The sequence below is a fragment of the Sphaerospermopsis sp. LEGE 08334 genome, from assembly GCF_015207205.1.
Lineage (GTDB): Bacteria > Cyanobacteriota > Cyanobacteriia > Cyanobacteriales > Nostocaceae > Sphaerospermopsis.
Genome location: NZ_JADEXH010000018.1, coordinates 13,991 through 38,146 on the forward strand (window position 1 = coordinate 13,991; position 24,156 = coordinate 38,146).

General features: G+C 37.3%; 22 protein-coding genes. 11 read left to right on the forward strand and 11 right to left on the reverse strand.

Annotated elements, in window-relative coordinates:
* Positions 1-46 precede the first annotated feature (46 nt).
* Positions 47-208 carry an EAL domain-containing protein gene (locus IQ237_RS27030; RefSeq protein WP_194055488.1) on the reverse strand — a complete coding sequence of 54 codons (162 nt, stop codon included), beginning with the start codon at positions 206-208 and terminating at the stop codon, positions 47-49.
* Between the two features lie 560 nt (positions 209-768).
* Here IQ237_RS27030 and IQ237_RS11775 point away from each other — a divergent pair.
* Complete coding sequence (locus tag IQ237_RS11775) at positions 769-2,871, forward strand: hydantoinase/oxoprolinase family protein (protein ID WP_194055312.1); 2,103 nt, start codon at positions 769-771, stop codon at positions 2,869-2,871.
* A gap of 138 nt (positions 2,872-3,009) precedes the next feature.
* Here the strand turns inward: IQ237_RS11775 and IQ237_RS11780 are convergent, their stop codons facing one another.
* The gene (locus tag IQ237_RS11780; protein ID WP_194055314.1) at positions 3,010-4,419 is read right to left on the reverse strand and encodes an amidohydrolase; all 1,410 of its coding nucleotides are present in this window, start codon (positions 4,417-4,419) and stop codon (positions 3,010-3,012) included.
* Between the two features lie 92 nt (positions 4,420-4,511).
* On the opposite strand from IQ237_RS11780, the gene IQ237_RS11785 reads away from it, so the two are divergent.
* Together IQ237_RS11785 and IQ237_RS11790 are read left to right on the forward strand one after the other, a co-directional pair.
* Positions 4,512-5,300, forward strand: coding sequence for a cysteine hydrolase family protein (locus tag IQ237_RS11785; RefSeq protein ID WP_194055316.1), 789 nt, complete (start codon positions 4,512-4,514; stop codon positions 5,298-5,300).
* Positions 5,301-5,425: 125 nt separating this feature from the next.
* A complete protein-coding gene (locus IQ237_RS11790) occupies positions 5,426-5,887 on the forward strand; it encodes a cupin domain-containing protein (RefSeq protein ID WP_194055318.1) in 462 nt (153 codons plus the stop codon).
* Positions 5,888-6,249: 362 nt separating this feature from the next.
* Here IQ237_RS11790 and IQ237_RS11795 read toward each other — a convergent pair whose 3' ends face one another.
* From IQ237_RS11795 to IQ237_RS11805, 3 genes are all read right to left on the reverse strand, one after another.
* Positions 6,250-7,080 (reverse strand): SDR family oxidoreductase, encoded by an 831-nt coding sequence (locus tag IQ237_RS11795; protein ID WP_194055320.1) that lies wholly within the window; start codon positions 7,078-7,080, stop codon positions 6,250-6,252.
* 111 nt (positions 7,081-7,191) lie between these two features.
* The gene (locus tag IQ237_RS11800; protein ID WP_194055322.1) at positions 7,192-7,335 is read right to left on the reverse strand and encodes a hypothetical protein; all 144 of its coding nucleotides are present in this window, start codon (positions 7,333-7,335) and stop codon (positions 7,192-7,194) included.
* Between the two features lie 50 nt (positions 7,336-7,385).
* Entirely contained in the window at positions 7,386-7,541 is a 156-nt protein-coding gene (locus IQ237_RS11805) for a hypothetical protein (RefSeq protein WP_194055324.1), read from the reverse strand.
* 319 nt (positions 7,542-7,860) lie between these two features.
* On the opposite strand from IQ237_RS11805, the gene IQ237_RS11810 reads away from it, so the two are divergent.
* Positions 7,861-8,280 carry an NUDIX hydrolase gene (locus tag IQ237_RS11810; RefSeq protein ID WP_194055326.1) on the forward strand — a complete coding sequence of 140 codons (420 nt, stop codon included), beginning with the start codon at positions 7,861-7,863 and terminating at the stop codon, positions 8,278-8,280.
* Between the two features lie 364 nt (positions 8,281-8,644).
* Here the strand turns inward: IQ237_RS11810 and IQ237_RS11815 are convergent, their stop codons facing one another.
* The gene (locus tag IQ237_RS11815; protein WP_194055328.1) at positions 8,645-11,596 is read right to left on the reverse strand and encodes a DUF4114 domain-containing protein; all 2,952 of its coding nucleotides are present in this window, start codon (positions 11,594-11,596) and stop codon (positions 8,645-8,647) included.
* Positions 11,597-12,382: 786 nt separating this feature from the next.
* Between IQ237_RS11815 and IQ237_RS11820 the strand changes: the two genes are divergently transcribed.
* Positions 12,383-13,156 (forward strand): hypothetical protein, encoded by a 774-nt coding sequence (locus tag IQ237_RS11820; protein WP_194055330.1) that lies wholly within the window; start codon positions 12,383-12,385, stop codon positions 13,154-13,156.
* Between the two features lie 119 nt (positions 13,157-13,275).
* Here the strand turns inward: IQ237_RS11820 and IQ237_RS11825 are convergent, their stop codons facing one another.
* Positions 13,276-14,586 carry a hypothetical protein gene (locus IQ237_RS11825; protein WP_194055332.1) on the reverse strand — a complete coding sequence of 437 codons (1,311 nt, stop codon included), beginning with the start codon at positions 14,584-14,586 and terminating at the stop codon, positions 13,276-13,278.
* 1,036 nt (positions 14,587-15,622) lie between these two features.
* Here IQ237_RS11825 and IQ237_RS11830 point away from each other — a divergent pair.
* Together IQ237_RS11830 and fmt are read left to right on the forward strand one after the other, a co-directional pair.
* Positions 15,623-15,763 carry a hypothetical protein gene (locus IQ237_RS11830; protein ID WP_194055334.1) on the forward strand — a complete coding sequence of 47 codons (141 nt, stop codon included), beginning with the start codon at positions 15,623-15,625 and terminating at the stop codon, positions 15,761-15,763.
* A 322-nt stretch (positions 15,764-16,085) separates the two neighbouring features.
* The gene (gene fmt, locus IQ237_RS11835; RefSeq protein ID WP_194055336.1) at positions 16,086-17,093 is read left to right on the forward strand and encodes a methionyl-tRNA formyltransferase; all 1,008 of its coding nucleotides are present in this window, start codon (positions 16,086-16,088) and stop codon (positions 17,091-17,093) included.
* A 320-nt stretch (positions 17,094-17,413) separates the two neighbouring features.
* Here fmt and IQ237_RS11840 read toward each other — a convergent pair whose 3' ends face one another.
* Entirely contained in the window at positions 17,414-17,776 is a 363-nt protein-coding gene (locus IQ237_RS11840; RefSeq protein WP_194055338.1) for a DUF6464 family protein, read from the reverse strand.
* A 684-nt stretch (positions 17,777-18,460) separates the two neighbouring features.
* Between IQ237_RS11840 and psaC the strand changes: the two genes are divergently transcribed.
* On the forward strand, positions 18,461-18,706 hold the full coding sequence (gene psaC / locus IQ237_RS11845) for a photosystem I iron-sulfur center protein PsaC (protein ID WP_010997613.1): 246 nt from the start codon (positions 18,461-18,463) through the stop codon (positions 18,704-18,706).
* 366 nt (positions 18,707-19,072) lie between these two features.
* Positions 19,073-20,950, forward strand: coding sequence for a glutamine--fructose-6-phosphate transaminase (isomerizing) (gene glmS / locus IQ237_RS11850; RefSeq protein ID WP_194055340.1), 1,878 nt, complete (start codon positions 19,073-19,075; stop codon positions 20,948-20,950).
* A 118-nt stretch (positions 20,951-21,068) separates the two neighbouring features.
* Here glmS and IQ237_RS11855 read toward each other — a convergent pair whose 3' ends face one another.
* Positions 21,069-21,326, reverse strand: a complete 258-nt coding sequence (locus tag IQ237_RS11855) for a hypothetical protein (protein WP_194055342.1) — start codon at positions 21,324-21,326, stop codon at positions 21,069-21,071.
* Positions 21,327-21,677: 351 nt separating this feature from the next.
* Entirely contained in the window at positions 21,678-21,788 is a 111-nt protein-coding gene (locus IQ237_RS26810; protein ID WP_194055344.1) for a DNA cytosine methyltransferase, read from the reverse strand.
* A 96-nt stretch (positions 21,789-21,884) separates the two neighbouring features.
* Here IQ237_RS26810 and IQ237_RS11865 point away from each other — a divergent pair, with 96 nt between their 5' ends.
* Positions 21,885-22,085 (forward strand): hypothetical protein, encoded by a 201-nt coding sequence (locus tag IQ237_RS11865; protein WP_194055346.1) that lies wholly within the window; start codon positions 21,885-21,887, stop codon positions 22,083-22,085.
* 53 nt (positions 22,086-22,138) lie between these two features.
* Positions 22,139-22,936, forward strand: coding sequence for a hypothetical protein (locus tag IQ237_RS11870; RefSeq protein ID WP_194055348.1), 798 nt, complete (start codon positions 22,139-22,141; stop codon positions 22,934-22,936).
* An 18-nt stretch (positions 22,937-22,954) separates the two neighbouring features.
* On the opposite strand, the gene IQ237_RS11875 is transcribed toward IQ237_RS11870, so the two are convergent.
* Positions 22,955-24,124, reverse strand: coding sequence for a DNA cytosine methyltransferase (locus IQ237_RS11875; protein ID WP_194055490.1), 1,170 nt, complete (start codon positions 24,122-24,124; stop codon positions 22,955-22,957).
* Between the last annotated feature and the right edge of the window lie 32 nt (positions 24,125-24,156).

A 24,156-nucleotide genomic window follows, 5' to 3' on the forward strand; every position in this document is an offset into this window, starting at 1 on the left:
TGCTGGAAATGATCAAAAATGACTAAATGAGTGATTGTATAGAATTTTAGTTTTTATCTAGTAGAAAAATTTTCCATTCTTCTATTGGTAATAGACGACTGAACAAATATCCTTGAATGATATGACAGTTGTTTGTTATTAACCAACCTAGCTCATTATTAGTTGCTACTCCTTCAGCAATAATACTGAAATTTAGATTATTTGCTATCTAAATGTTACTTTTAATACTTGATTGTTTATGTGCAAGCTCGATTGCTAATAAAAAAGACCTAATATGATTGAACCGCAAAGAACGCAAAGGACACACAGGTAAGAGATTTTCAGAGAGTTTTTGGTGTTACGGCGGTTGTTTTTTCAAAATTGGGATGCTCCCATTACTCGTAATGATTTATTATGACTAATTGCTCATTTTTGAGGCTACGTGACAAACAACGAATTATGGACTATCCGTAATTTAGTTATTTGTACGGTCATGCCGCCCCGAACTCACCGTATTATTACTAAGGAAAGGAGGCAGGAGTTCTTAATTTTGGATTTTGGATGCAAGGATTTTGGATTGTTTTTGTTATATCCAATCTAAAATCTAACATCTAAAATTTCCCGCCCACACAAATCTATTCAGCAATAAAAACGAATTTGCTATATCAATACCTTCGCCAAAACTCTGAAAACCTATTGATATCGTCACGATTTTATTGGGTTTCAGACCTATCTTTGGAAAATTGGCATAGGTATTGCTATATTATATGTTATTGAGGAATTTTGGTAATGTTGAAAATTTTTGCTGATCGGGGTGGCACATTTACAGATATTGTCGCTGTCACCAATAATCAAACAATAATAGATCGACTTGTAAATTGTCCAGAACGTTTTTTAATTGTTCCTTTGCCTAATCAACAATGGATAATAGTCTATAAATTATTATCAGAAAATCCTGAACAATATGCAGATGCAGTTATTCAAGGAGTTCGGGATATTGTCGGCATATCCGGTAATGAACAGATTCCCTATCAAAATATAGAAGTTGTCAAAATGGGAACAACAGTAGCTACCAATGCGCTGTTAGAAAGACATGGTGATAGGGTTGTTTTGCTCATTACCAAAGGTTTTAAAGATTCGTTAAGAATTGGCTACCAAAACCGCCCAAATATCTTTGCTCGTCAGATTATTTTACCTACTATGCTTTATGAACAGGTAATTGAGGTAGATGAAAGATATGATGCCCAAGGTAATGAATTAATACCAGTCAATATAGCACAAGTTAAACAGGATTTACAAAAAGTTTACAACACAGGAATTAGAAGTTGTGCCATTGTTTTAATGCACAGCGATCGCTATCCCCAACATGAACAACAAATAGCCCAAATTGCCGAAGAAATAGGCTTTACACAAATTTCAGTATCCCATCAAGTCAGTCCCTTAATGAAACTTGTTAGTAGAGGAGATACAACTGTTGTTGATGCTTATTTAACTCCTATCCTCCGTCGCTATGTTAACCAAGTAGCTAGTCATTTACCCAATGTCAGATTAATGTTTATGAAATCTGATGGAGGGTTAACCGATGCAGAACAATTTCAAGGTAAAGATAGTATTTTAAGTGGTCCTGCTGGTGGTATTGTTGGTGCAGTTCAAACTAGCAAAAGAGCAGGATTTGATTTAGTAATTACCTTTGATATGGGAGGAACAAGTACAGATGTTGCTCACTTTAAAGGAGAATATGAAAGACAACTAGATTCAGAAATTGCCGGTGCGCGGATGCGAGTTCCCGTGTTAGCAATTAATACTATTGCTGCGGGTGGTGGTTCAATTTTATTTTTTGATGGTTCTAGTTATCGTGTCGGACCCGAATCTGCTGGTTCAAATCCTGGACCCGCTTCCTATCGACGAGGAGGACCCTTAACAGTCACAGATGCTAACGTCATGTTAGGGAAAATTCAACCTCAATATTTCCCCGCAGTTTTTGGTAGTGAAGGGAAATTCCCCCTAGATAAAGAAATAGTAATTCAGAAATTTACACAATTAGCTGAAGATATTGCATCTCTCACTGGAAATTATCGAACTCCCGCACAAGTAGCATCGGGTTTTATTTCTATTGCTGTCGAAAATATGGCTAATGCTATTAAAAAAATCAGCCTCCAACGTGGTTATGATGTTAGTCAATATGCACTTTGTTGTTTTGGTGGTGCAGGTGGACAAGTTGCTTGTTTAATTGCTGATACTTTAGGCATGAAAAAGATATTTCTACACCCTTTTGCTGGGGTACTTTCTGCTTATGGTATGGGTTTAGCTGATGTGAGAGTTACCAGATTAACAGGAGTAGAACACCCTTTAAATCCATCATTAATTGCCCACTTACAGCAATTAATTATTTCTTTGGAAATCGCTGCACGGAATGAGTTAAACAAACAACAAGAAACGAATCTAGAAGAAGAAGTGGTTAAAAAAGTTAATTTAAAATATGAGGGTACTAATTCAATTATCACAGTAGATTTTACCTTAGATGTGGCATTCATGCAACATAATTTTGAAAAAGAACATAAATCAAGGTATGGTTTCATTCAAACAGAAAAACCCTTAATAGTTGAATCCATTTCTGTAGAAGTCATCCAAAAAATGGATACGCCTGAAGAACCTGTAATTATTCGTCAACGCCCACAAGAGGAAACACCCCAACCTGTAGAAATAGTCCAAATGTTTACTGCCGAAAAATGGCATGATATACCCGTTTATCGTCGGGAAGATTTACAACCAGGAGATCATATAAATGGTGCTGCTATAATTGTGGAAAAAATTAGCACAATTGTAATTGAACCAAAATGGAAAGCAATATTAACTGAGCGTAATCATTTAATTTTACAACGCCTTGTTTAGTTCAATAATGAACAATTAATAATTACCTCTCTCTGAAAAGAAGAGGATTGAAAAAGCGGATTTTTTTGCTTTTTTCCCCTTGAACGGAGAGGTTTTAAACCTTGAATGAAGCAATTATTCATTGTCAATTATCAATTGTCAATTGTCAATTGATAAACCCATCACTCGACGATAATGAACCTCAATTTGTTCTACAGTTGGTGATTTTCCTCTACTTTCCCACTGACTACGGTTAAATAATTCTGTTCGCAACTCATCAACATTAATAGTTGTCACGTTCCCATGATCAATAATTTGTTTACCATTTACCCAAGCACTATTAACAACATTCACAGGACGACCTAAAACTAATAAACCAATGGGATCTGTGCGAGGAAGCAAAGATAAATTGGTTAAATCATAAAGCACTAAATCTGCTTTTTTACCCACATTTAAAGACCCCAATTTTTCATCAATTCCTAATCCTTTTGCACCACCTAAAGCCGCCATTTTTACCGCTTGACGTGGTGTAATCCAGGATTGATAATCAAAATCAGTCACGTTATGTAAAATAGAACCTATTTTAATCGCTTCTAACAAATCTTGAGAGTCATTACTAGAAGCACCATCACAACCAAAAGTTACATTTACCCCTGCTTGAATATATTTTAAAATTGGTGCAATACCACTACCTAAACGCAGATTACTTAACGGGTTATGAACAACAGTAGACTTCGTTTTTGCCAAAATTTGAATATCAGCATCAGTTAACCAAACGCAATGAGCTAAACTGGTTTTTTCATGCAAAAAACCAATATTATTTAAATGTTCAACCGCACTACAACCATATTTTTCTAATGCTAACTTTTCCTGGGCTTTAGTTTCCAACAAGTGCGAATGACGACAAAGATTGTAGCGATCGCTCAACTCAATACAACCTGTAAATAAATCATCAGTACATAATTGAATTCCCGTCGGTGCAACTAAAATATTTATCCCTTCCTCTGGACGATGAAACTTAATAACAGCTTCTTCAATAATTGCCAAGGTTTCCGCAGTAGAACGAAAATAAGGTTGATGATTTTCTAAAAATTTACCTTTTGGCATCCCCGCAGTTAAAGATTCATCTTGAATTAAAGGAGCAATAAAAGCCCTAATTCCTATTTCTTGATAAGCACGAACAGCGGTAGAAATAGTTTCTAACTCTTTACCAGGAATTAACACTAAATGATCTACAACACTTGTTCCCCCAGACAGCAAAGTTTCCGCAGCCGTACCCAAGGCGCTGAGATAAACTTGTTCAATATCCAGAAGAGAAAAATCATACAAATGCGCCAACCATAATTCTAAAGGTAAAGGTGGAATTATTCCCCGTTGCCACTTTTCTGAAGAATGGGTGTGGGCGTTAAAAAAACCAGGTAACAGCAGTTTATGTTCACCGTCAATAGCAGTACCAATCACATCCAAATCTTCACCAATAGCAGCGATAATACCATCAGTAACCTGAACATCTAAAGTTGTGTAACCATCTGTAACAGCAATTAAAGCTTTTTTAATAGTAAAGTTCATGATTTTTACCTTTTTTAATGTTGATGAAGCAATTGCACAATTATCATTATTTCAAGTTACAAAAGAATCAATGATCTTGGGTGTCAACAATTATGAATCTACCTTTACGAACACTAGGATTTTACCCCAACGCTTGGGAAGTCAATGAAAGCTTTGCAGATATTAGTCGTCCGCAAAAAACCCCACAACCCGTTATTTTAACAACAGAAACCAAAACTTTGCGTATCGACCTGGCAAAAACCGCCATCATTATTATTGATATGCAAAACGACTTTTGTCATCCTGATGGCTGGTTAGCGCATATTGGTGTGGATGTCACCCCCGCACGTCAACCCATAGTACCTTTACAAAACTTATTACCACAATTGCGGGCTGTTAATGTGCCAATAATTTGGTTAAATTGGGGAAATAGACCAGACTTACTCAATATTAGTGCAGGTTTGCTTCATGTTTATAATCCCACCGGTGAAGGTGTAGGATTAGGTGATAGCCTACCTAAAAACGGTGCAAAAGTGCTGATGAAAGATAGCTGGGCGGCGGCGGTAGTAGAGGAATTAGAACAACTTGAGACAGATATTTGCATTGATAAATATCGCATGAGTGGGTTTTGGGATACAGTCTTAGATAGTATTCTCAGAAACTTGGGAATAACGACAATATTATTTGCTGGTGTCAATGCTGATCAATGTGTTCTCACAACTTTATGTGATGCTAATTTTTTAGGATACGACTGCATTTTAGTCCAAGATTGTACAGCCACAACTTCACCAGAATATTGTTGGTTAGCAACTTTGTACAATGTTAAACAATGCTTTGGTTTTGTTACTGATTCATCGGCAATTATAGCAGCAGTCAGGAGTCAGCATAATTTTAGATTTTAGATTTTAGATTTTAGATTTTGGATTTTGGATTTTGGATTTTGGATTGATTAATACCCAATTACCAATTACCAATTACCAATCACCAATCACCAATTACCGATCACCAATCACCAATTACCAAATATATGGTTACTACAAGTTGTGTAATTCCAGTTATCAAATCTCCCCAAGATTATCAAGCATACCGTATCAATCCCTGTGATACAAATCGGTTAGCAATTATCTTTGATTCCACAACTGCAAATACTTCCTTAACTTGTTGTGTGGAAATCTTTGATATTGGGGGACAAACTCCACCAAATCGCCATCAATGGGCAGTAGAAATGTTTTTTATTCTCAAAGGAGAAGGAGTTGCAATTTGTGATGGCAAAAAAGTACCTATCAAAGCCGGAGATAGTTTATTAGTTCCACCAAATGGCATTCATTTGATTAGAAATACAGGCAAAAATCGTCTTTACACACTAACAATTATGATCCCTAATGAAGATTTTTCTGAACTAATTCGTAGTGGCATACCTGTAGAATTTGATGCTGAAGATATGGCGGTTTTGGGCAGATTAGATTCTTTGAAATTCGTTGAACACTAGAATCCATATCAATACTTGTCGGTTAAGCTCAAAAAAATAAATTATGTAGGTTGCTTTAAGGAACGTATCCCTTCGGGACACTACGTGAACACGCAGTGTGCCGAAGGCATAACCCAACATTTACAAGGGTTCTTTGGGTTTCACTTTGTACCCTACGGGAAGCAAGCTACAACCCAACCTACGAAAATCCTTAACCGAGCAGTATTGGAATCCATATATCCTCAAAGTCTCAGAAAAAATCAAGGATTTGGGGATATTTCAATAATGGACAATTAACAATTAAAAATTGACAATGACAAAGCGGATTTTTTTTCCCCTTGAAAGGTGAGGTTTTCAACCTTGAATGAAACAATTATCAATTGTCAATTGTCAATTGTCAATTGATAAAAAAGCTTTTTCCAGTCAATTACATTTGGTCTTGTTCCTTGATTAACTAACTCAAAAACCTGATTAGCAGCACTTGTATCAAACAAACTTTCCACACAAGCAGCAGCTACATCAATCCGACTAGCATCACCAGAAAGTTGATCACCTTTACCCAATACTACATTTAATTTACCTTCTGTTTTTGCCTTGAGTAAAGTATTCAAATCATAAGAAGTATAAGGTCCATCAATTAACCTACCAGGGCGGATAATTGTATAGGGAATACCTGAATTAATGATAGCGTCTTCACCTTCCTTTTTCGCATCCAGCACACCAAATTTATTGAGAATATTAAAAGGAAACTGATTTTTTCTGAGAATACCACAGGAAGAAACAAACACCAATCTCTTTAAAATTTTCGGTGCTGCTGCAACTAAATTTTTTACGGCTTGGGAATCAACTTTTAAAGGTGTATTTTTAGCTTTATTTTCCAATGATTGAGGATCAAACAAAGCTAAACCAAAATCAATGGTATTCACAGATGAATCAAACTCCCATCTAGCAGAAGGAAAAGCAGTAGTTCCTGTACAACAGATAATAGAAGTGATATTTAACATTGCTGGTGAGAGGGTATTGGGTTCGCGGATATCACCAACAAAAATTTCTACTTTGTCATTAAACATTTTTGCAGCTTTGTTTGCATCCCGTGTGAGAATGCGAACTGACAAACCTTTTTCTAAAAGTTTGCTAACTACAAGTTGTCCTACACCACCAGTTGCACCAACTACGAGGACAAAATCTGCACTGGAATTTTCTATGTTAGTCATAATTTTTGAATATGGTAGATTTCATAAATCAAATCACAATCCTATATCATTTTATATGAATTTAAACATCCATCACAATTTGAGTTTTACCATTGTGTCCATGAATTAATTCTATTTCCAACTGCCAATATACCAAGCAGTTGAAGCAAATTCTGTCAACCATTGCATGACGGACAGACCACCAAAACTTTGAAAATAACAACCTACAGCAACTATACCAGTTCCACTAATGCCAGTAACATCCTTATTTGTCACTAACTTAAAAGCTTTGATATAATATCCATCTCAGGAATGATGACTAAATATTATTTGCCTACCTCTTTTGTCTTGTAACTGTTGAAAAGAGTTGAAAGATGGGAAAGTAGCATGACTAGAATTTGGTAAAAAGCGATCGCAATTTGTCCATCTGGCAAAATCACAACCCCAGCGATAATCTGCTGTAATGGCGGTTTAGTTTGCATAACTGACACTAACTATAATGACACTATTTTATTGCCAATATGGCTTTTTTACGGAGTTAGTTTTAATTAATATAGTTGAGTAATACCCTCAATGCTATGTTTTCATGACAATATAATCATCCTGTTAATTGAATATGAATTACCATCAAAAAGGAGCAATAGTCAAACTTAGTGGAAAATTATACGGAATAACCAATTAACAGCGTGAAAGATGTAACCAAAGACATATAGCAAAAATTGTCAACATGACCATAGCGATCGCCTTGTAGATATGCCAGTAATTACAATCTAAAGGTTAATGTATCAGGAATGTACTCCCATGAGAAGAAAAACCAATAAAATTTGTAAACAATCAGGAGTGATTCCATATCGGGTCCGAGATGGAAAAGTAGAAGTTTTATTAATCACTAATCGTAAACGTCAAAGTTGGGTAATTCCCAAAGGAGGAGTTTGCAAAGGGATGACTCCACCTGATTCAGCAGCTAAAGAAGCTTGGGAAGAAGCAGGGGTTATTGGTCGGGTAAATACTGAAAAAATCGGTGCTTATAAATATCGTAAACGAGGGAATATTTACCGGGTTCATTTATTTTGGTTGCCAGTAGATCAAGTATTAGAAGACTGGCCAGAAGCATCTCAAAGAGAAAGGATATGGTTAGATATTAATCACGCTGCCATGATAGTCAAAGAAAATTCTCTTAAAAGAATTTTGCAAACTTCAAAAGAGCAGGTAAAAGTTTAATATTTATTAGCAATTTTATTATGATTATAGAGACGTTTCATTAAACGTCTCTATTCTCTATATTTGTTATCTGCGATATAAAACCTAGACAAAGCTAGACTTTACTTTCTACTTCAACGGGAGCATGGGAGCGGTTATCCCTCTGTAGACTTTCACGCTGTAGCCCAACGCGATTGTGTTCCAATTAAGTTTCTGAAAAAGACTACCACCATCATTGCTTGGTTTTCGCGTCGGCAATAGTCTCAATTCAATACTTGATATCACCGTATTATATATCAAGTAGTTGATTTTTTCCGGAAAATATATTGATTTTTGTCAATATAAGTATAGTTTTGTCTATGAAATTGTCAACTTAGGACAAGCTCTAAACTATGGATGACAAGTTAACTTTGACAATTATATCGTTGTAATCCAAGTCTCCCCCATTTGGTAAATCTTCAAAGCCAAAGGTGTTATCTCCCAACAGTCTAACGTGATCTACACCACCAGGGTTAGCACCTAAGAATGTAAAATAAACTGCTGGATCATTGCCGGAATTGCTATCAAGAATAGCATCGGGTCTACCATTGACAATTAAAAATGGTACGTAGATATGACCACCTTCTAACGTGCCGGTAAAGGTCGCTTTTTGTCCATTACCAACAGTCAAACCAAAATTGCTTAAATGCTGATTCACCGCAGCTTGAGTATAACCAGCTTGTCCAGGCAGAATATCAGCAGTACCATTACCATCAATATCTATTCCACCATTTTCATCAACAACTTTATAGAAGCCGATATAATTATCAAATGCTGCTTCTCGATAAACTGTAAACTCAGCATTTACTGAACCAGTTACAGTGCGTAAATCAAGGTTTTCTCCTTGTGAACTATTTTGTAAATTTGTCCCCAGAGGTAAAGAATTCTCTGTAGGATTAATATTGACAATCAGATCCTTCCAAGCAAGAGAGAAATTATTAGCACCTAAGTTTGTAATCTGGACATCTGTGGATTGAAGAATATTGAAGTTCTCAATAGAAGTAATTCCAGCTTTTATAGAGTCAGTTGTTGCATTCTCTACTACATAGAATCTGAAATTAACACTGGTTTGATCAAATCCTAATAATCTATTGATACTGCTAATATCAAATTGGTTAGGAAGATTAGATATAACTGAGTAAATTACTTTACTTCTGGACAATGCAGCTTCTGAATATCCAGCTTCACCAGGTCTGATACCATCAATTGTTCCATCAGTATCATCAACGGTAAATAATCCGATTTCATAGACAGATGTAGAAATCTTACTTGGTGGTGAAACTTGAAGTGTCACTTGATTGGTATTTCTATTTCCTTCAAGTCTAAAAATATCACCACTAACATTGATTAGCTGAAGGGAAGAAATTCCTCCGTTTGTAGGATCTTCACCAGGGTTTTCACTGAGGTTTTGACCGGGATTTTCACCAGGATTTTCACCAGGATTTTCACCGGGATTTTCACCAGGATTTTCACCAGGGTTTTCACCGAGGTTTTGACCAGGGTTTTCTCCCGTTTCATCAATGTCATTAACATTGATAGTCAATTCTTTCTCAAAAGAAAGTCCCCCTTGATCGGTGGTGTTGACCCTGATCCGATAAGTTGATTTGGCTTCAAAATTTGGAGATGCCTTAATTGTCAGTTTATTATCCTGAATACTAAAAGCATCATTATCAAGAACTCCAGTAGCTAAAGTGTAAGTGAAATTCTGAACTTTGACATTAGGATCAACAGTGGTAAATTCGCCAATTACAGTTCCTGGTGTAACGTTTTCATCAATGGTGTTGTTACTCAGTAACACATCTGTAGGGGCGCTGTTAATACCAAAAATTACGTAAGCTTCCCCCGTGTCAGCCCCAGCTAAAGGTGCGCTAACAACTAGGTCACTGACACCATCACCGTTGATATCTCCTCCTTTACTGACTGAGACACCTAAATTATCCCGTTCAGATTTGCCGTTAATGACAAAACCGTTAGTACCATTAATCTCCGCTAGGCTAATGACTGGAGTAAAGTTATTCCTGCCAAATATTACATAACTCTGTCCAGAAAACAGTCCATTGGGACTTGAATTGCTGACGGTAACAAGGAGGTCATCCCAACCATCACCACTGATGTCTCCTATTCCACTAACAACCCAACCGGAATTGTCAAATTCATTGATGCCTTTGATAGCAAAACCATCATTACCATTAAGGGTGGTTGGATCAATAATGGGAGCAAAATCACCATTTTTACCAAAAATGACATAAGTGATGCCAGGATGAGTTATATCACCGCGATTTGCAAAGGGAGCGCCAATAATTACGTCATCAATACCATCTCCGTTAACGTCTCCTGCACTGCTAACAGAGAAACCTAATTGATTATCATCTTGTCCGTTGATGATAAAGCCATTACTACCGTTAAGACTGGAGAGGTCAAAGGTTGGTGAAAATCCTCCCTGTCTGCCAAATAATACGTATGCTTGCCCAGATCCACTACCATTGGGGGCGGCTAAATGTGCGCCAATAATCAGGTCATTAATACCGTCCTTGTTCACATCTCCAGCACTGCTGGTACTAAAACCTAAGGAGTCACCAACACTCAATCCATTGATGACAAAGCCGTTGCTACCGTTAAGACTGGAGATGTCAACCAAGTAATCAAAGTTACTCTTACCAAAGATGACGTAAGCTTTTCCCGGCTGACCGTTGGGTTCTGTGAAGGCATTGGGAGCTGTGATAATTATATCATCAAAGCCATCTTTGTTAAAGTCTCCGATGTTGCTGACTGTATGGCCTAGCAGGTCTTCTGCATTCAGACCGTTGATAGCAAAGCCGTTACCACCATTCAGAGTGGAGAGGTTGATGGTGGGGGTGGAACTGAAACTTCTTTTACCAAAGACTACATAAGCTCTGCCAGTATTTTGACCATTGATATCCGCAAATGGTGCGCCGATGATTAGGTCGTCGATACCGTCGCCATTAATATCTCCAGCTGCACTCACAGCACGGCCTGAAGACTCACCTTCTATACTGCCAATTATAGTAAAGCCGTTGATGCCATTCAGAGTAGAGATATCTATGGTGGCAGGAAAGCCTTGTTTTGTGCCAAAAACTACATAAGTGCTACCAGCATTAGCTACATCTTTGGGATCATCGAGAAAAGCGCCAATAATTATGTCATCAATACCGTCACCGTTAATATCTCCCGTATTGCTAACTGAGTAGCCTAAATGATCATCATCTTCATTACCATTGATGATGGTAAAACCTTCTGTGCCATTAAGTCTGGAAAATTCAAAAACTTTTTCGCTCATAATTCTGTAATATTTTTGGTTGTGCCAATTTGTGCTAACTGCTGCTACTGCTATGTCATTTACTCATCTGATGTGATAGCGGTAATTGCCAGCAGTTTGTAGATTTTTGCTGTTAATCTGCATTAAAAAGTTAGTCTGTTCTGTAAACAGACAGAGTTGATTTGAGCAGTCAGAATCATAGGAATCCTGCTGTTAATCTGCGTAAGGAAATTGCTCTGTACTGTAACTAGCCAGAGTTGATGTTGATATAAATTGCAGTAGGTATATGAATAATCTAGGTTCAATTCTTTGCAAATTAAACTCTGATTTTATTCAGTTCATTTAACCACAACTGCATACTAATAAAATCCATGTCTATTCAGACTTGGGGTTTTGCCGATGACACCCGCGAACGAACTTAACAAAACGAACTTACCAAAAAGAACTTACCAAGATGCTGAAGTTTTGACTGACTTTGAGGGGTTTAATTTTTGATTGATATAAAAAGGTTCGCATTAAACGCCCGCAATAATCATAGCCTATATCCTGTTCAATTAATTGTCAAGTCTCCATTAATGATGGGCAAGAAATACATAAAATGCTGAGTTGAATTTTTCTGGTTTGGGTGGTTGATTTCCACAAATATTCACATTTTATCAAGCTGATGCTAGAAGGTTTATCATCAATTTTGACTTTTGATTTATTTTGATGATGATGTGCTAGTAGAAAAACCAGCACAATGTTTTGGGTATAACTAGGAACTTGTGAACATGATGGAGGTAACAGTTTTATTGGAAACAAAGAAGAATGTATTTAAACTTTTTTATCAGTTCTGTTGTAGGAATTGTAGTTACATTCCTAGTAGCTTTTGGTGTTTTACAATGGTTCCATATACCCGCAGGTAATTTTCTTGATTGGATTATTGGAGGTGCGAGTTTTTGGTGGTTATTGGTGATTGTGACAGTTCCTTGGAATGTCCATTTTCAAGCTAAGGAAGTTTTAGCTGAAGCAGCAGAATCAATAGCAAAAAATATTCCTGTAGATGAAAAACAAGTTAATTATGTCAAGGTTTTAGCCAAGCGATCGCTTTGGTTGGCTATTGGTTTACACTTAGTTTCAGCCGGCGCTCTTTATATTTTGGCTGCTACTGGTATTAGTGCTGTGGGATATATCAGTTCTGGTGCAGCTTTGTTATTAACTTTACTGCGTCCAGCTATTAGCGCCTATGAATATTTATATGCTCGGTTAACAATGATTCGTCAAGCGTTTACTTATCCTCGTGAAGATATTTTGGAACTGCGTAACCGTTTTGCTGAAATAGAGCAAAAAGTCCAATCTTTAGAAGATCAACTTAACCCAGAACAACCTTATTCTTTGGCAGCAAACAGCCACAGGTTTAGCGAAGAAACCCGTCGAGAATTAGCACGTATTATCGCTAGTTTAGAAGAATTAAGGGCTACAAACCAAACTGAACATGAGCGACTATCAAGAGAAGCCAGAAATGCTATGGCTCAACTTTCTACTGATGGGCAATTTCTGGATCATGTGCGGGAAATTATTAGATTTTTTAAATCAGCTTAAAACAGGGAAAGAAAATTGTAGATTTTAGATTTTAGATTTTAGATTGGAGTCAACCAAACACAATCCAAAATCCAAAATCCAAAATCCAAAATTAAGACCTCCTGACTCCTGACTAACTATTATCTGGAAGCAACTTGAGGTTCTGCCCAAACCTGTCTATCTCTTGTCCCAAACCTCACAGGTTGATCACCGTCGTTGCTGACATTGATAGTTTTGCCATCACTGGCAACTTGTACCAAAGGCCAATTTTCTTCCCCTAGTTCACCGGCACGGAATAGTACATGATCAGGTTGTTTTTTACTCCAACCTAATAATATGGCAATTTTCTCATGGTCATCTTCAGCTTGGGCGGGAGCAACGGTTTGAGTCTGATTTTCTTGCCGATCCCAAATTACTGCATGATCTGTCAGGTCTGCTGTGTTGAACATACCTACAAATTTGCGGGCTAAAAAGCGATCGCCTTTTTGGGACCAACTAACCGGAACTAATACCCCTATTTTCCCTTGGGTATCAGATTGATCTGAAATCTGTTGATCTAACAGGGGATCGCCAACAGCAGCAGTTTTCGACATCACCCGCAGTCTCTTGGTTTGCCGATCTTCGATAAACAACAAGCTGGTAACTCGGCTGTTGTGCATTTCCGGTTGTATTTCCAGTTGCACTCGGCTATAAACCGCATACCTACCATCAGGAGAAACCACTGGTATACTGCGATAGTGCCGCACTCCAGAACCCCCTTTACCACCTATAGCTTCTTGAGTCATCATGATCCATTTCCAAGGAATTGGATGAGGACTATTTATGGGATCATCTGGTACTGTATCGTACTGCTGTTGCTGTTCATTTACAGGTATTTCCATCATTGTGGACGGCTTTGGCTCTCTAATATTTGATGTGCTTGCAGCTGTTTTTAATACCTCATTCTCTAAAATCGCACGTTCTAAAGAATTTACCTCACCCCGTAAAGCCTGGATCTTGGCATATTTTAATTTTTGAATTAAATCTGTCTGACTAGTAGGTATTTTTGCTAAGTTTTCCTGTTTTACTACCGCTAAAATATCGCTGACAGGTAAATTACTATTTGAGTGCTGATTTTGTTGTCCTGCCCCAGAATTAATTTTATCAGCCTGTAATACTTGTTTTGCTTGACTCACAGGCTTGTTTACTGATCCAAAGTTCCCAAATTTTGCTTCCAAGGAGTTGACTTTACCTATCTTTAAATCATTTTCCCCAGCTATAGCCGTTACCTGGGAATTTGAATCAGATTGGCCAATTCCTGTACTAATCTTTCCTACTTTTAAATGTGATTGTTTCGCTACGCTAGAGTGAATTGATACACTTACCAAGGGAGCAATTAATATAACAACGATAACGTACTTCAAAAATGGTTGTACGCGGAACCATCCTGACAGCAAAAGGGATTTCAGCATGATTGGACTCTCTAAGGGGCAGTGGCTGTGTGAGGAGCAATGTCTATGCAGGAAGAGAAAAAGCTATGATTATATGTATAACAACAAACTAGAATCTCTAACGAGATTATCTGGATAAATTTTGCATCACTTTACAAAAGTTTTCTAATCATCAATTAACCCCTTTACATTCTTTAAATAACTTAGTTTTTTTAGGTGAATATAATCACAGAGAATACCGACGTTAATCATTTTCGGATTCTCTAAATAAGTATTTATATCTGAAAACTGCCTATATTTAGATATAGCCATTCCCATTCTAGTGAGGTACAAAGTTTTTTCGTTTTAGGGAACAGGGAACAGGGAACAGGGAACAGTGAATAAATTGGTATGTACTTCATTAGACTGGGAAACGCTATAGACCATAATATAGGTATAACCAAATATAGGAGTTTCCGACAGGATATAAACTACGCTGTTAGGTGACTAATTCTAGTGCCTAAATTCATTTATTCTGATAAAAATGTTTTAGCAAGAGCTAATCCATTCCTTCAGGTTTATAAGGAAATCAAGTGAGCCAAAACTACCGAGATAAAGTATCGGAGCAAGGCATTGATACTTTATCGTACTAAGGAACAGTGGATGTAGGCGAACGGATTGCCCCTTCATGGGCAGTCATGGTAGATTGTTTTTAACAGGAACGGTAATCAACCTGTATAAAAACCTAACTGCCTAACGGCAATCGATACCTTGACAACTGAAGATTGGTGGGTTCTATTCCATAGTTCTAGTTCCTTGCTAGGAATAGGTAAAATCTACCCTTCGGGAAGCCGCTTCGCTTCTACATGGGAGCTAGACGACACAGAATTTAAACTCAAACAAAATTTGGAATCATCCAACTAGGAAAGGGCATTCCCTAAGTAACGCTTGAGAAGAGAACCACCTCTGGATTAGAAACTGCAAGGGATCTAGTCTAAGTGGACTCATTGAATCAAGAATCTCCGTTCCTTTAGGACGCAGAGTGTCAAGTCTAAAACTGATTTATTCCTTTAAAATTTTGGCAAAGTCGGGTCAACATCAAAAACCTCACCTTTATCTCTACCAAATTCAGCAGTTACAAATTAGCTTGCAATCAAATAAAAGATCCATTGCGATCGCTCAACTGCAAGAAAGTGAATTTGGTAAATTATTCAGATAAGCTGGGTGAGTAGATGCTTAATTGTCCTGCCATGAGACAATACAAAAGATTAGAACCTGTAAAAACCAGATACAATCAGTGATTGATCTTGGTTAATCTGCTGGTTGGGTCGTTGTATTTTATTCAGGAACTTTTTGTAGCACCTATAATAAATATTCTACCATTAAATAGCGAAAATTTAATGTACTCAAAGCAAAATTGCTTTGCGTCTTTTTCACGGTTATTGTGATTTAGTCCGTTGTGGGCTGTCAGTTGTCAGTGAATCGTGACGCATTTAATATTAACTAGTAAATCCTAGCTAAAAACTCGCAACAAATTAATAATGAAAGTTGTATTTTTTGGTACTCCCCAGTTTGCTGTTCCCACTCTAGAAAAATTACTGAATCATCCAGATATTGAAGTTTTAGCAGTTGTAACTCAACCGGATAAACGCCGAGAACGTGGGAATAAACTAACACCTTCTCCTGTCAAAACACTTGCTAATGCTCACAATCTCCCAGTATGGCAACCTGAGAGAGTTAAAAAAGATGCTGAAACTTTAAACCAACTACAACAATTAGATGCGGATGCGTTTGTAGTGGTTGCTTATGGACAAATTTTGTCTAAAAAAATCTTAAATATTCCCCATTTTGGTTGCATTAATGTACATGGTTCGATTTTACCCCAATATCGGGGGGCTGCTCCTATTCAGTGGTGTATCTATAATGGTGAAAAAGAAACTGGTATCACAACCATGTTAATGGATGCGGGCATGGATACAGGAGCTATGCTCCTAAAAGCAAGTATACCGATTGGTTTACTGGACAATGCCCAAATTTTAGCCGAGCAGTTAGCGGTTATAGGTGCAGATTTATTAGTGGAAACTTTACTAAAACTGGAAAACCAAGAAATTAAACCTATTCCCCAAGATAACGCTTTAGCCACCTATGCCTCTTTGATTCAAAAAGATGATTACAGTCTTGACTGGTCAAAAAGTGCCATTGAATTACATAATCAAATTAGAGGTTTGTATCCTAACTGCGTCACAACCTTTCGCAATCAACCTTTGAAAATTACTGCTACAGTTCCTCTTGAACGTGCTTATATTCAAGAACTCCCAGAACAATTACGAGATAAAATACACAATCTACCAGATTTGTCAACTGTATCTGCCCAACATGGTGAAGTAGTAAACATTGCCAAAAGTATAGGAGCAATTGTTCAAACTGGGGAAGGGTTGTTATGGTTAAGAGAAGTACAACCAACAGGTAAAAAGCTTCAATCAGGATGGGACTTTGTTAATGGTACTCGTTTAAAAGTGGGAGAGGTCTTAGAGCTTGTCCTAAGTTGACAATTTCATAGACAAAACTATACTTATATTGACAAAAATCAATATATTTTCCGGAAAAAATCAACTACTTGATATATAATACGGTGATATCAAGTATTGAATTGAGACTATTGCCGACGCGAAAACCAAGCAATGATGGTGGTAGTCTTTTTCAGAAACTTAATTGGAACACAATCGCGTTGGGCTACAGCGTGAAGGTCTACAGAGGGATAACCGCTCCCATGCTCCCGTTGAAGTAGAAAGTAAAGTCTAGCTTTGTCTAGGTTTTATATAGCAGGTAATTCGTAATTCGTAATTACTATCCTGTCACCTGTCACCTGTCACCTGTCACCTGAATTTTCATAAAAACGGCAAGACTCACAAAGTCCTTCTGGGTTGACTGCACAGCGAATGATTTCTGAATGAGCATTGTAATCACAACTAGCATCACCTATAACCCAACGTCCAGCTACTAAACTTTTTTCTGATGGTCGTTTAGCTTTTTGTACATAAATAGCGATATTATGTAAGCGGTAGCGTCCTGCTTTAAACTGATACCTATGACGACGCTCTAATACTGCATAGGTTTTACCTTCAAAATCAACATAGTTTCCTGGTTGGGGTGTCCAATCAAGTTGTAATCTACCAAGAGACTGACGCGGGTTTGTTAAAATCAACTCAGTTGGTAAAGAGTCTGGCTGCATAATCAGTTTATGTGATGGGATTTACATTATTAAAAATGGTATCGTAATCAGTGAATTAACCTCTACCATAGGTGACTAGGGCTGGATTATGATTAATGATCTACTATATTTTTGAGCAATTTGCATCTTAATAAAAAATTAAACAATTTCTTTTGAAGTGTAGCAGAGATAGATAGCGAAGCACAATTCCTACTTTGCTATAGTTCTTTCTCCTGACTCCTTGATCTCCTGAGATAAAATTTTGATATTATCGTCTAGTAATATTACGTAAAATAAGTCAAAAAACCATAACGTATTTGATGATTGCTAGAAAATAGCAGCGCATTTAAATTTGTGTATTTTTGTATCTGATTAGTTAATACTTCTTAACAAATTGATGGAACTTGAGAGTTACCAGCGACCAATTTATAGGTACTATAGATAACTATAAGAAATTGATCGGAAATTTACACATCTTTACAATTAGCCATCTTTAGAGACAGTCAATCGAGTAAACACTTGATGCCCATGTTGCTGATTAAAGCTGAATAGCAGCGATTTTGGCAAATAAAATGTTCATAGGGCTTATTAAATTGTTTGAAGTTATGTAGCCTTTTACTTACAGCCCATCCAGCACTGCGGTAAACTATGCGTTGATTATGATTCCTTCCCAAAGAAGAGAACTCGAAAGGAGCAGTTTTTTCAATGTCTCATACCGTAAAAATCTACGATACCTGCATCGGCTGCACCCAATGCGTCCGCGCTTGTCCCACTGACGTTTTAGAGATGGTTCCCTGGGATGGCTGTAAAGCTGCTCAAGTGGCATCTTCACCCCGCACAGAAGACTGCGTAGGCTGCAAACGCTGTGAAACAGCTTGCCCCACCGACTTTTTGAGCATCCGCGTTTATTTGGGTGCTGAAACAACTCGCAGCATGGGTCTAGCATACTAACACGGCTGGTATTTTAAAATACTCAGTAAAGTAGTGCTGAGGACTGAGCTAGGGAGAAACAAGAAATCCATCACCTAACATGATTCTTGCTTCTTCTCTCAGGATTCAGCACTTAATTTTAGGTGACAGGTGACAGGTGACAGGTGACAGGTGACAGGTGACAGTTGACAGGTGACAGTTGACAGGTGACAGGTGACAGGTGACAGGTGAAAGTAAGAAGGCAAGAGGCAAGATGCAAAAGTTTATTCTTACCAATTACCAATTACCAATTACCAATTACCCATTACCCGATTTGATATAATTACCGCTTTATAGTCATAACTGTTAACTAATAATTGTTAACTAATAACCGGAGTAGTATAAAAAATGTGTGGAATTGTTGGATATATAGGAACTCAAGCAGCGACGGATATTTTATTATCTGGACTGGAAAAGTTAGAGTATAGAGGTTATGATTCGGCGGGTATTGCTACTATATTGGAAGGTGATATTCAATGCGTGCGGGCTAAGGGAAAATTACTAAATTTGCGTTCTAAACTAGAACAAGTAGAAAACCCTGCTCAAATTGGTATTGGTCATACTCGTTGGGCAACTCATGGTAAACCAGAAGAATATAATGCCCATCCCCATCAGGATACAGCTTTGCGGATAGCGGTGGTGCAGAATGGAATTATTGAGAATTATCGTGATTTGCGGGAAAATTTAAAAGCATTAGGACATGAATTTCGTTCAGATACAGATACAGAAGTTATTCCCCATCTCATAGCTGAATGTTTAAAGCATATTCCTGAAGATAGTAATTCGGCTTCTGTGTTTTTAGAAGCAGTTATGGAAGCCGTGCAAAAGTTAGAAGGGGCTTATGCTGTAGCTGCTATTTCTGCTGACTACCCGGATGAATTGATTGTAGTCCGTCAACAAGCGCCTTTAGTAATTGGATTTGGACAAGGTGAGTTTTTCTGTGCTTCGGATACACCGGCAATTGTTCCCCATACCCGCGCTGTATTGCCCCTAGAAAATGGGGAAATTGCCCGTTTGACTCCTTTGGGGGTTGAGGTGTACAACTTTGCTGGAAATCGTTTAAAGAAGCATCCCCGCACTTTGAATTGGAATCCCATTATGGTGGAAAAGCAGGGATTTAAACACTTCATGCTCAAGGAGATTTATGAGCAACCGGGTGTAGTTAGAGCTTGTTTAGAAGCTTATTTTCCGGGAAGTGGGGAAACTCCCGTTAGTTTGAATTTACCAGAGGAATTTTACGCAGATTTAGAACAAATTCAAATTGTGGCTTGTGGTACAAGTTGGCACGCAGCGTTAGTTGGTAAGTATTTATTAGAACAACTGGCAGAAATTCCCACTCAAGTACAATATGCCTCTGAATTTCGTTATGCACCTACACCTTTGACTGCTAATACTTTAACTATTGGGGTGACTCAATCAGGGGAAACTGCGGATACTTTAGCAGCTTTGAGTATGGAGAAAGACCGCAGACAAGGAAAAGAGTCCAAGTATCAAGCACGACTTTTAGGCATTACTAACCGCCCGGAAAGCACTTTGGGGCAAATGGTGGGTAATATTATTAACACTCATGGGGGGATTGAAATTGGGGTTGCGGCGACGAAAACTTTTATCGCTCAGTTGATGGCGTTTTATGGTTTAGCTTTAGATTTAGCTTATCGTCGGCAAACAATTTCTTTTGAAAGGTTAACAGAAATTATTGCTGGTTTAAGGCAGTTACCGATAGAAATTGAGGCGATTTTAGAGACGCAGGAAAAGTATATTGAACAGTTAGTGCATGAGTTTACAGAAACAAAAGATTTCATTTTTGTGGGGAGGGGAATTAATTTTCCTATTGCGTTAGAAGGGGCTTTGAAATTAAAGGAAATTAGTTATATTCATGCGGAAGGATATCCAGCAGGAGAGATGAAACATGGACCGATCGCATTATTAGATAGTAAAGTTCCGGTAGTGGCGATCGCTATGCCTGGTAGTGTGTATGAAAAGGTGATTTCTAATGCCCAGGAAGCAAAGGCGAGAGATTCACGTTTGATAGGTGTAACTTCTGTGAATGATGGGGAAGCGGCGGAAATCTTTAATGATTTAATTCCTGTTAGTGATGTGGAGGAAATTTTGTCTCCTATTTTAACAGTAATTCCGTTGCAATTGTTGGCTTATCATATTGCAGCGAGGAAGGGTTTGGATGTGGATCAGCCGAGGAATTTAGCGAAGTCGGTAACGGTGGAATAGTTCATATTGTGTAGGTTTGAAATAATAAAAAAGTTGTACAATTCTCATAAGGGTTAAATGAAACCAATAATCTCGAACAACCTAACCTCCCTACTTCTCATAGCAGGTAATGGGGGTTTCAAAGTCTCTTACCTTGTAGGGCGGAGGTTTGGAGAGGGGTTAATTTATACTGGGAAAAACTTTTAAAACATCCTCTGAGACTTTTATCTACCTTGCCATGATCCGTATTATGGTGAGGCGACTTGCTTAAATTTTGACTGCCAAAAACTTTTGAAATACCCTCTAAGACTAAAAGCGATCGCACTCCCAACATCCTAAAACAGTGATACCTTCGGTGCGCTTCGCTACGCACTTCCCACACATCCCCTAACGGCATTATACAGTAACTTTGTACTTATTGAGCTTTTACACCAATAAGCAAATTAAATTTCAGTAAATATTGCAGTTTAGGGGTTAATTTTGGCTAATACTAAGAAAGTCCAATGTGCAATAATTGAAGATTATCCTAACCCGTCCAATCTTTTTGAACTCTGTAGAGCTAAATTGCTAGTTACCAGCAACTCAGTGACAAGAAGTCTGAGTACAACAATGGGAAGTCTCTGGGAAAAGATATCAAATATTAGTCCTTATATTATTAACCCAGAATTTGAATTTGGAATTAAAATTACTGGAATTGATATTCTACTTTTTTCGGAATAAACAGTTAATTTTGCACAATTAAAAACTCTCAAAGGAACACTGACAAACCTGCTTGTTCTAATCCTAAATCTAAACCATAAGCACCTGTAAATAAGGAAATAGAAATAGCTTGACCATCTATCACAGTTTTTGATCCCAATTGTTAATATCACTAATTATATACTCCTTGAGTATGCAATGTTGATAATTTGTCATACATTGTACATCTAACAATAGCGATACTTATGGGAGATAATTGAAAGTATTCAGTAAAAGCAATAAAAGCGATCGCACCTCCACACACCCCCAACATCCCCAAAACAGTGATCGCTCTCCCTACATCACCAAAAAGCGATCGCACTCCCAACATCCCAAAACAGCACTATACAGTAACTTTGTACTTATTGAGATTTTACACCAACAAGCAAATAAAATTTCAGTAAATATTGTGATTTAGGGCTTAATTTTGGGTAATACTAAGAAAGTCCAATGGGTTAAATATAGCTTTGTATGTCTACTCAATTAACTGCTGAAACTTTAATTCCACTTTCTGTCCAGGAACGGAAAGCACTAATTTTGCATCATGCTTCATTAATTGATGCGACTGACATTGTAGATGAAGATTTGCACACAGCATATAAATATGGAAAAATTCTTTCTTTGATAGCACCTGCTTATTTTAAGTATCAAATTAAACAAGATATACAGAACGGTTCTGTGTTAGAACTAGATAGACAATCTCAGTTGATTAGTAGTAAAACTGAAAAATTTGCAGATGATTTTATTGAGTGGTTAAAATTAGACTTTGAAAAGAAAAGTGCAATAATTGAGGATCATCCTAACCCGTCCAATCTTTTTGAACTCTGTGGAGCTAAATTGCTAGTTACCAGCAATTCAGTGACAAGAAGTTTGAGTACAACAATGGGAAGTCTCTGGGAAAAGATATCTAATATTAGTCCTTATATTATTAACCCGGAGTTTGAATTTGGAATTAAAATTACGGGAATTGACATTTTACTTTTTTCGGAAGAAATAGTTAAGTTTGCACAATTAAAAACTTTAAAAGGAACATTGACTGCTTCTCAAGTACCAAGAGCAAAAAAAGAATTAAGTATTCATGAAAATCCTTTATTTATAGCAGCTTTTGATTTAGGTAAATGGACTTTTTCAGACAGAAGTAACATTCCTCGTATTGCTGGTAAAACATTTTGGAATATGATTTGTATGGATTATGATCTAGTGGAAAATCATATACGAGATATGTTACAGAAAATTGATAAAGCTTTTGCTGAATTGGCTACAAAATAGAAAATTGCTGATCTATACCTAAAAAAGTGATAATTGTTCAGCTATCTCTTTACCTTTCGATCTGTTTCCTTGAATTAAGTTAAAGAGATAACTACCAAGTTCTTTCGCAAGTAGTACGGGAACTGCGTTACCAATTTGTTTATATTTAGAACTTACAGAACCATGAAAAATCCAATCATCGGGAAATGTTTGAATCCTTGCAGACTCCCGCACAGTTAAACAACGTAATTCTACAGGATGACACATATCTGTTGCTTTTTGATGGGGACTTGTGGTTATTGTTGGTGAAGGTTTATCCCAGGATAATCTTCTATAAAAACCGACTTTCCCACCTCCAGAATTATATGCACCTCCCATAGCTTCTTTTTTAAATTCTTCTGGTAAATGTCGCCAATTTTGTCCAGCTTCTAATAATCTCAAATACTTTAAACGATTTTCTGAATAAGACATATATTCTGGTTCTGCATCAATTAACCCATTTAAAGCATCTTTTAATGTTCTCCATTTAGGTAAAGTTTGACCATTTTTGCAATATTTGGGAATAGGAAATGTAGCAGTTTCACCATCTCTAGAACCAATAAATATGACACGCTCTCGATTTTGTGGTACTCCATAATCTGCTGCTTCTAAGAGGTTGTAAACTACGTTATATTTTATTGCTTGCATTTCTGATAATACCACTTTTAAAGCAGCACCAGGCATTTCATCAGGTTCTAAAGGTGGGTAGTCTTTTCCACGTTGATTAATTGGCCGATGACGCAGTGGAGCAGAAAGTAAACCTTTAACATTTTCCATTAAGAAAAAACGGGGTTGAACTTCTTTAACAATGCGAATAAAGTCCATAAATAAACTACCGCGAGGGTCCATTACTGAACCTCTTTTTCCTGCGGTACTAAATGGTTGACATGGTGGACCACCTGTAACTAAATCAACTTCTCCTGGTTGTAAAGCACGTCCTAAATTTAAAACTCTTCCTCCTTCTTCTAATAATTGTTGAGATGTGACATTTTGTATTTCTCTGGAAATTGCACTTTCTTGTAAAAATGGACGATTAAGAGCTATTGTTTTGACAGCATCACGGTCTTTTTCTACTACAGTTACAGTATGAAAACCTGCTTGTTCTAATCCTAAATCTAGACCATAAGCACCTGTAAATAATGAAATAGAAATAGCTTTACCATCTATCACGGTTGTTGCTCCCAAAGAATTGCTAAAGTTAA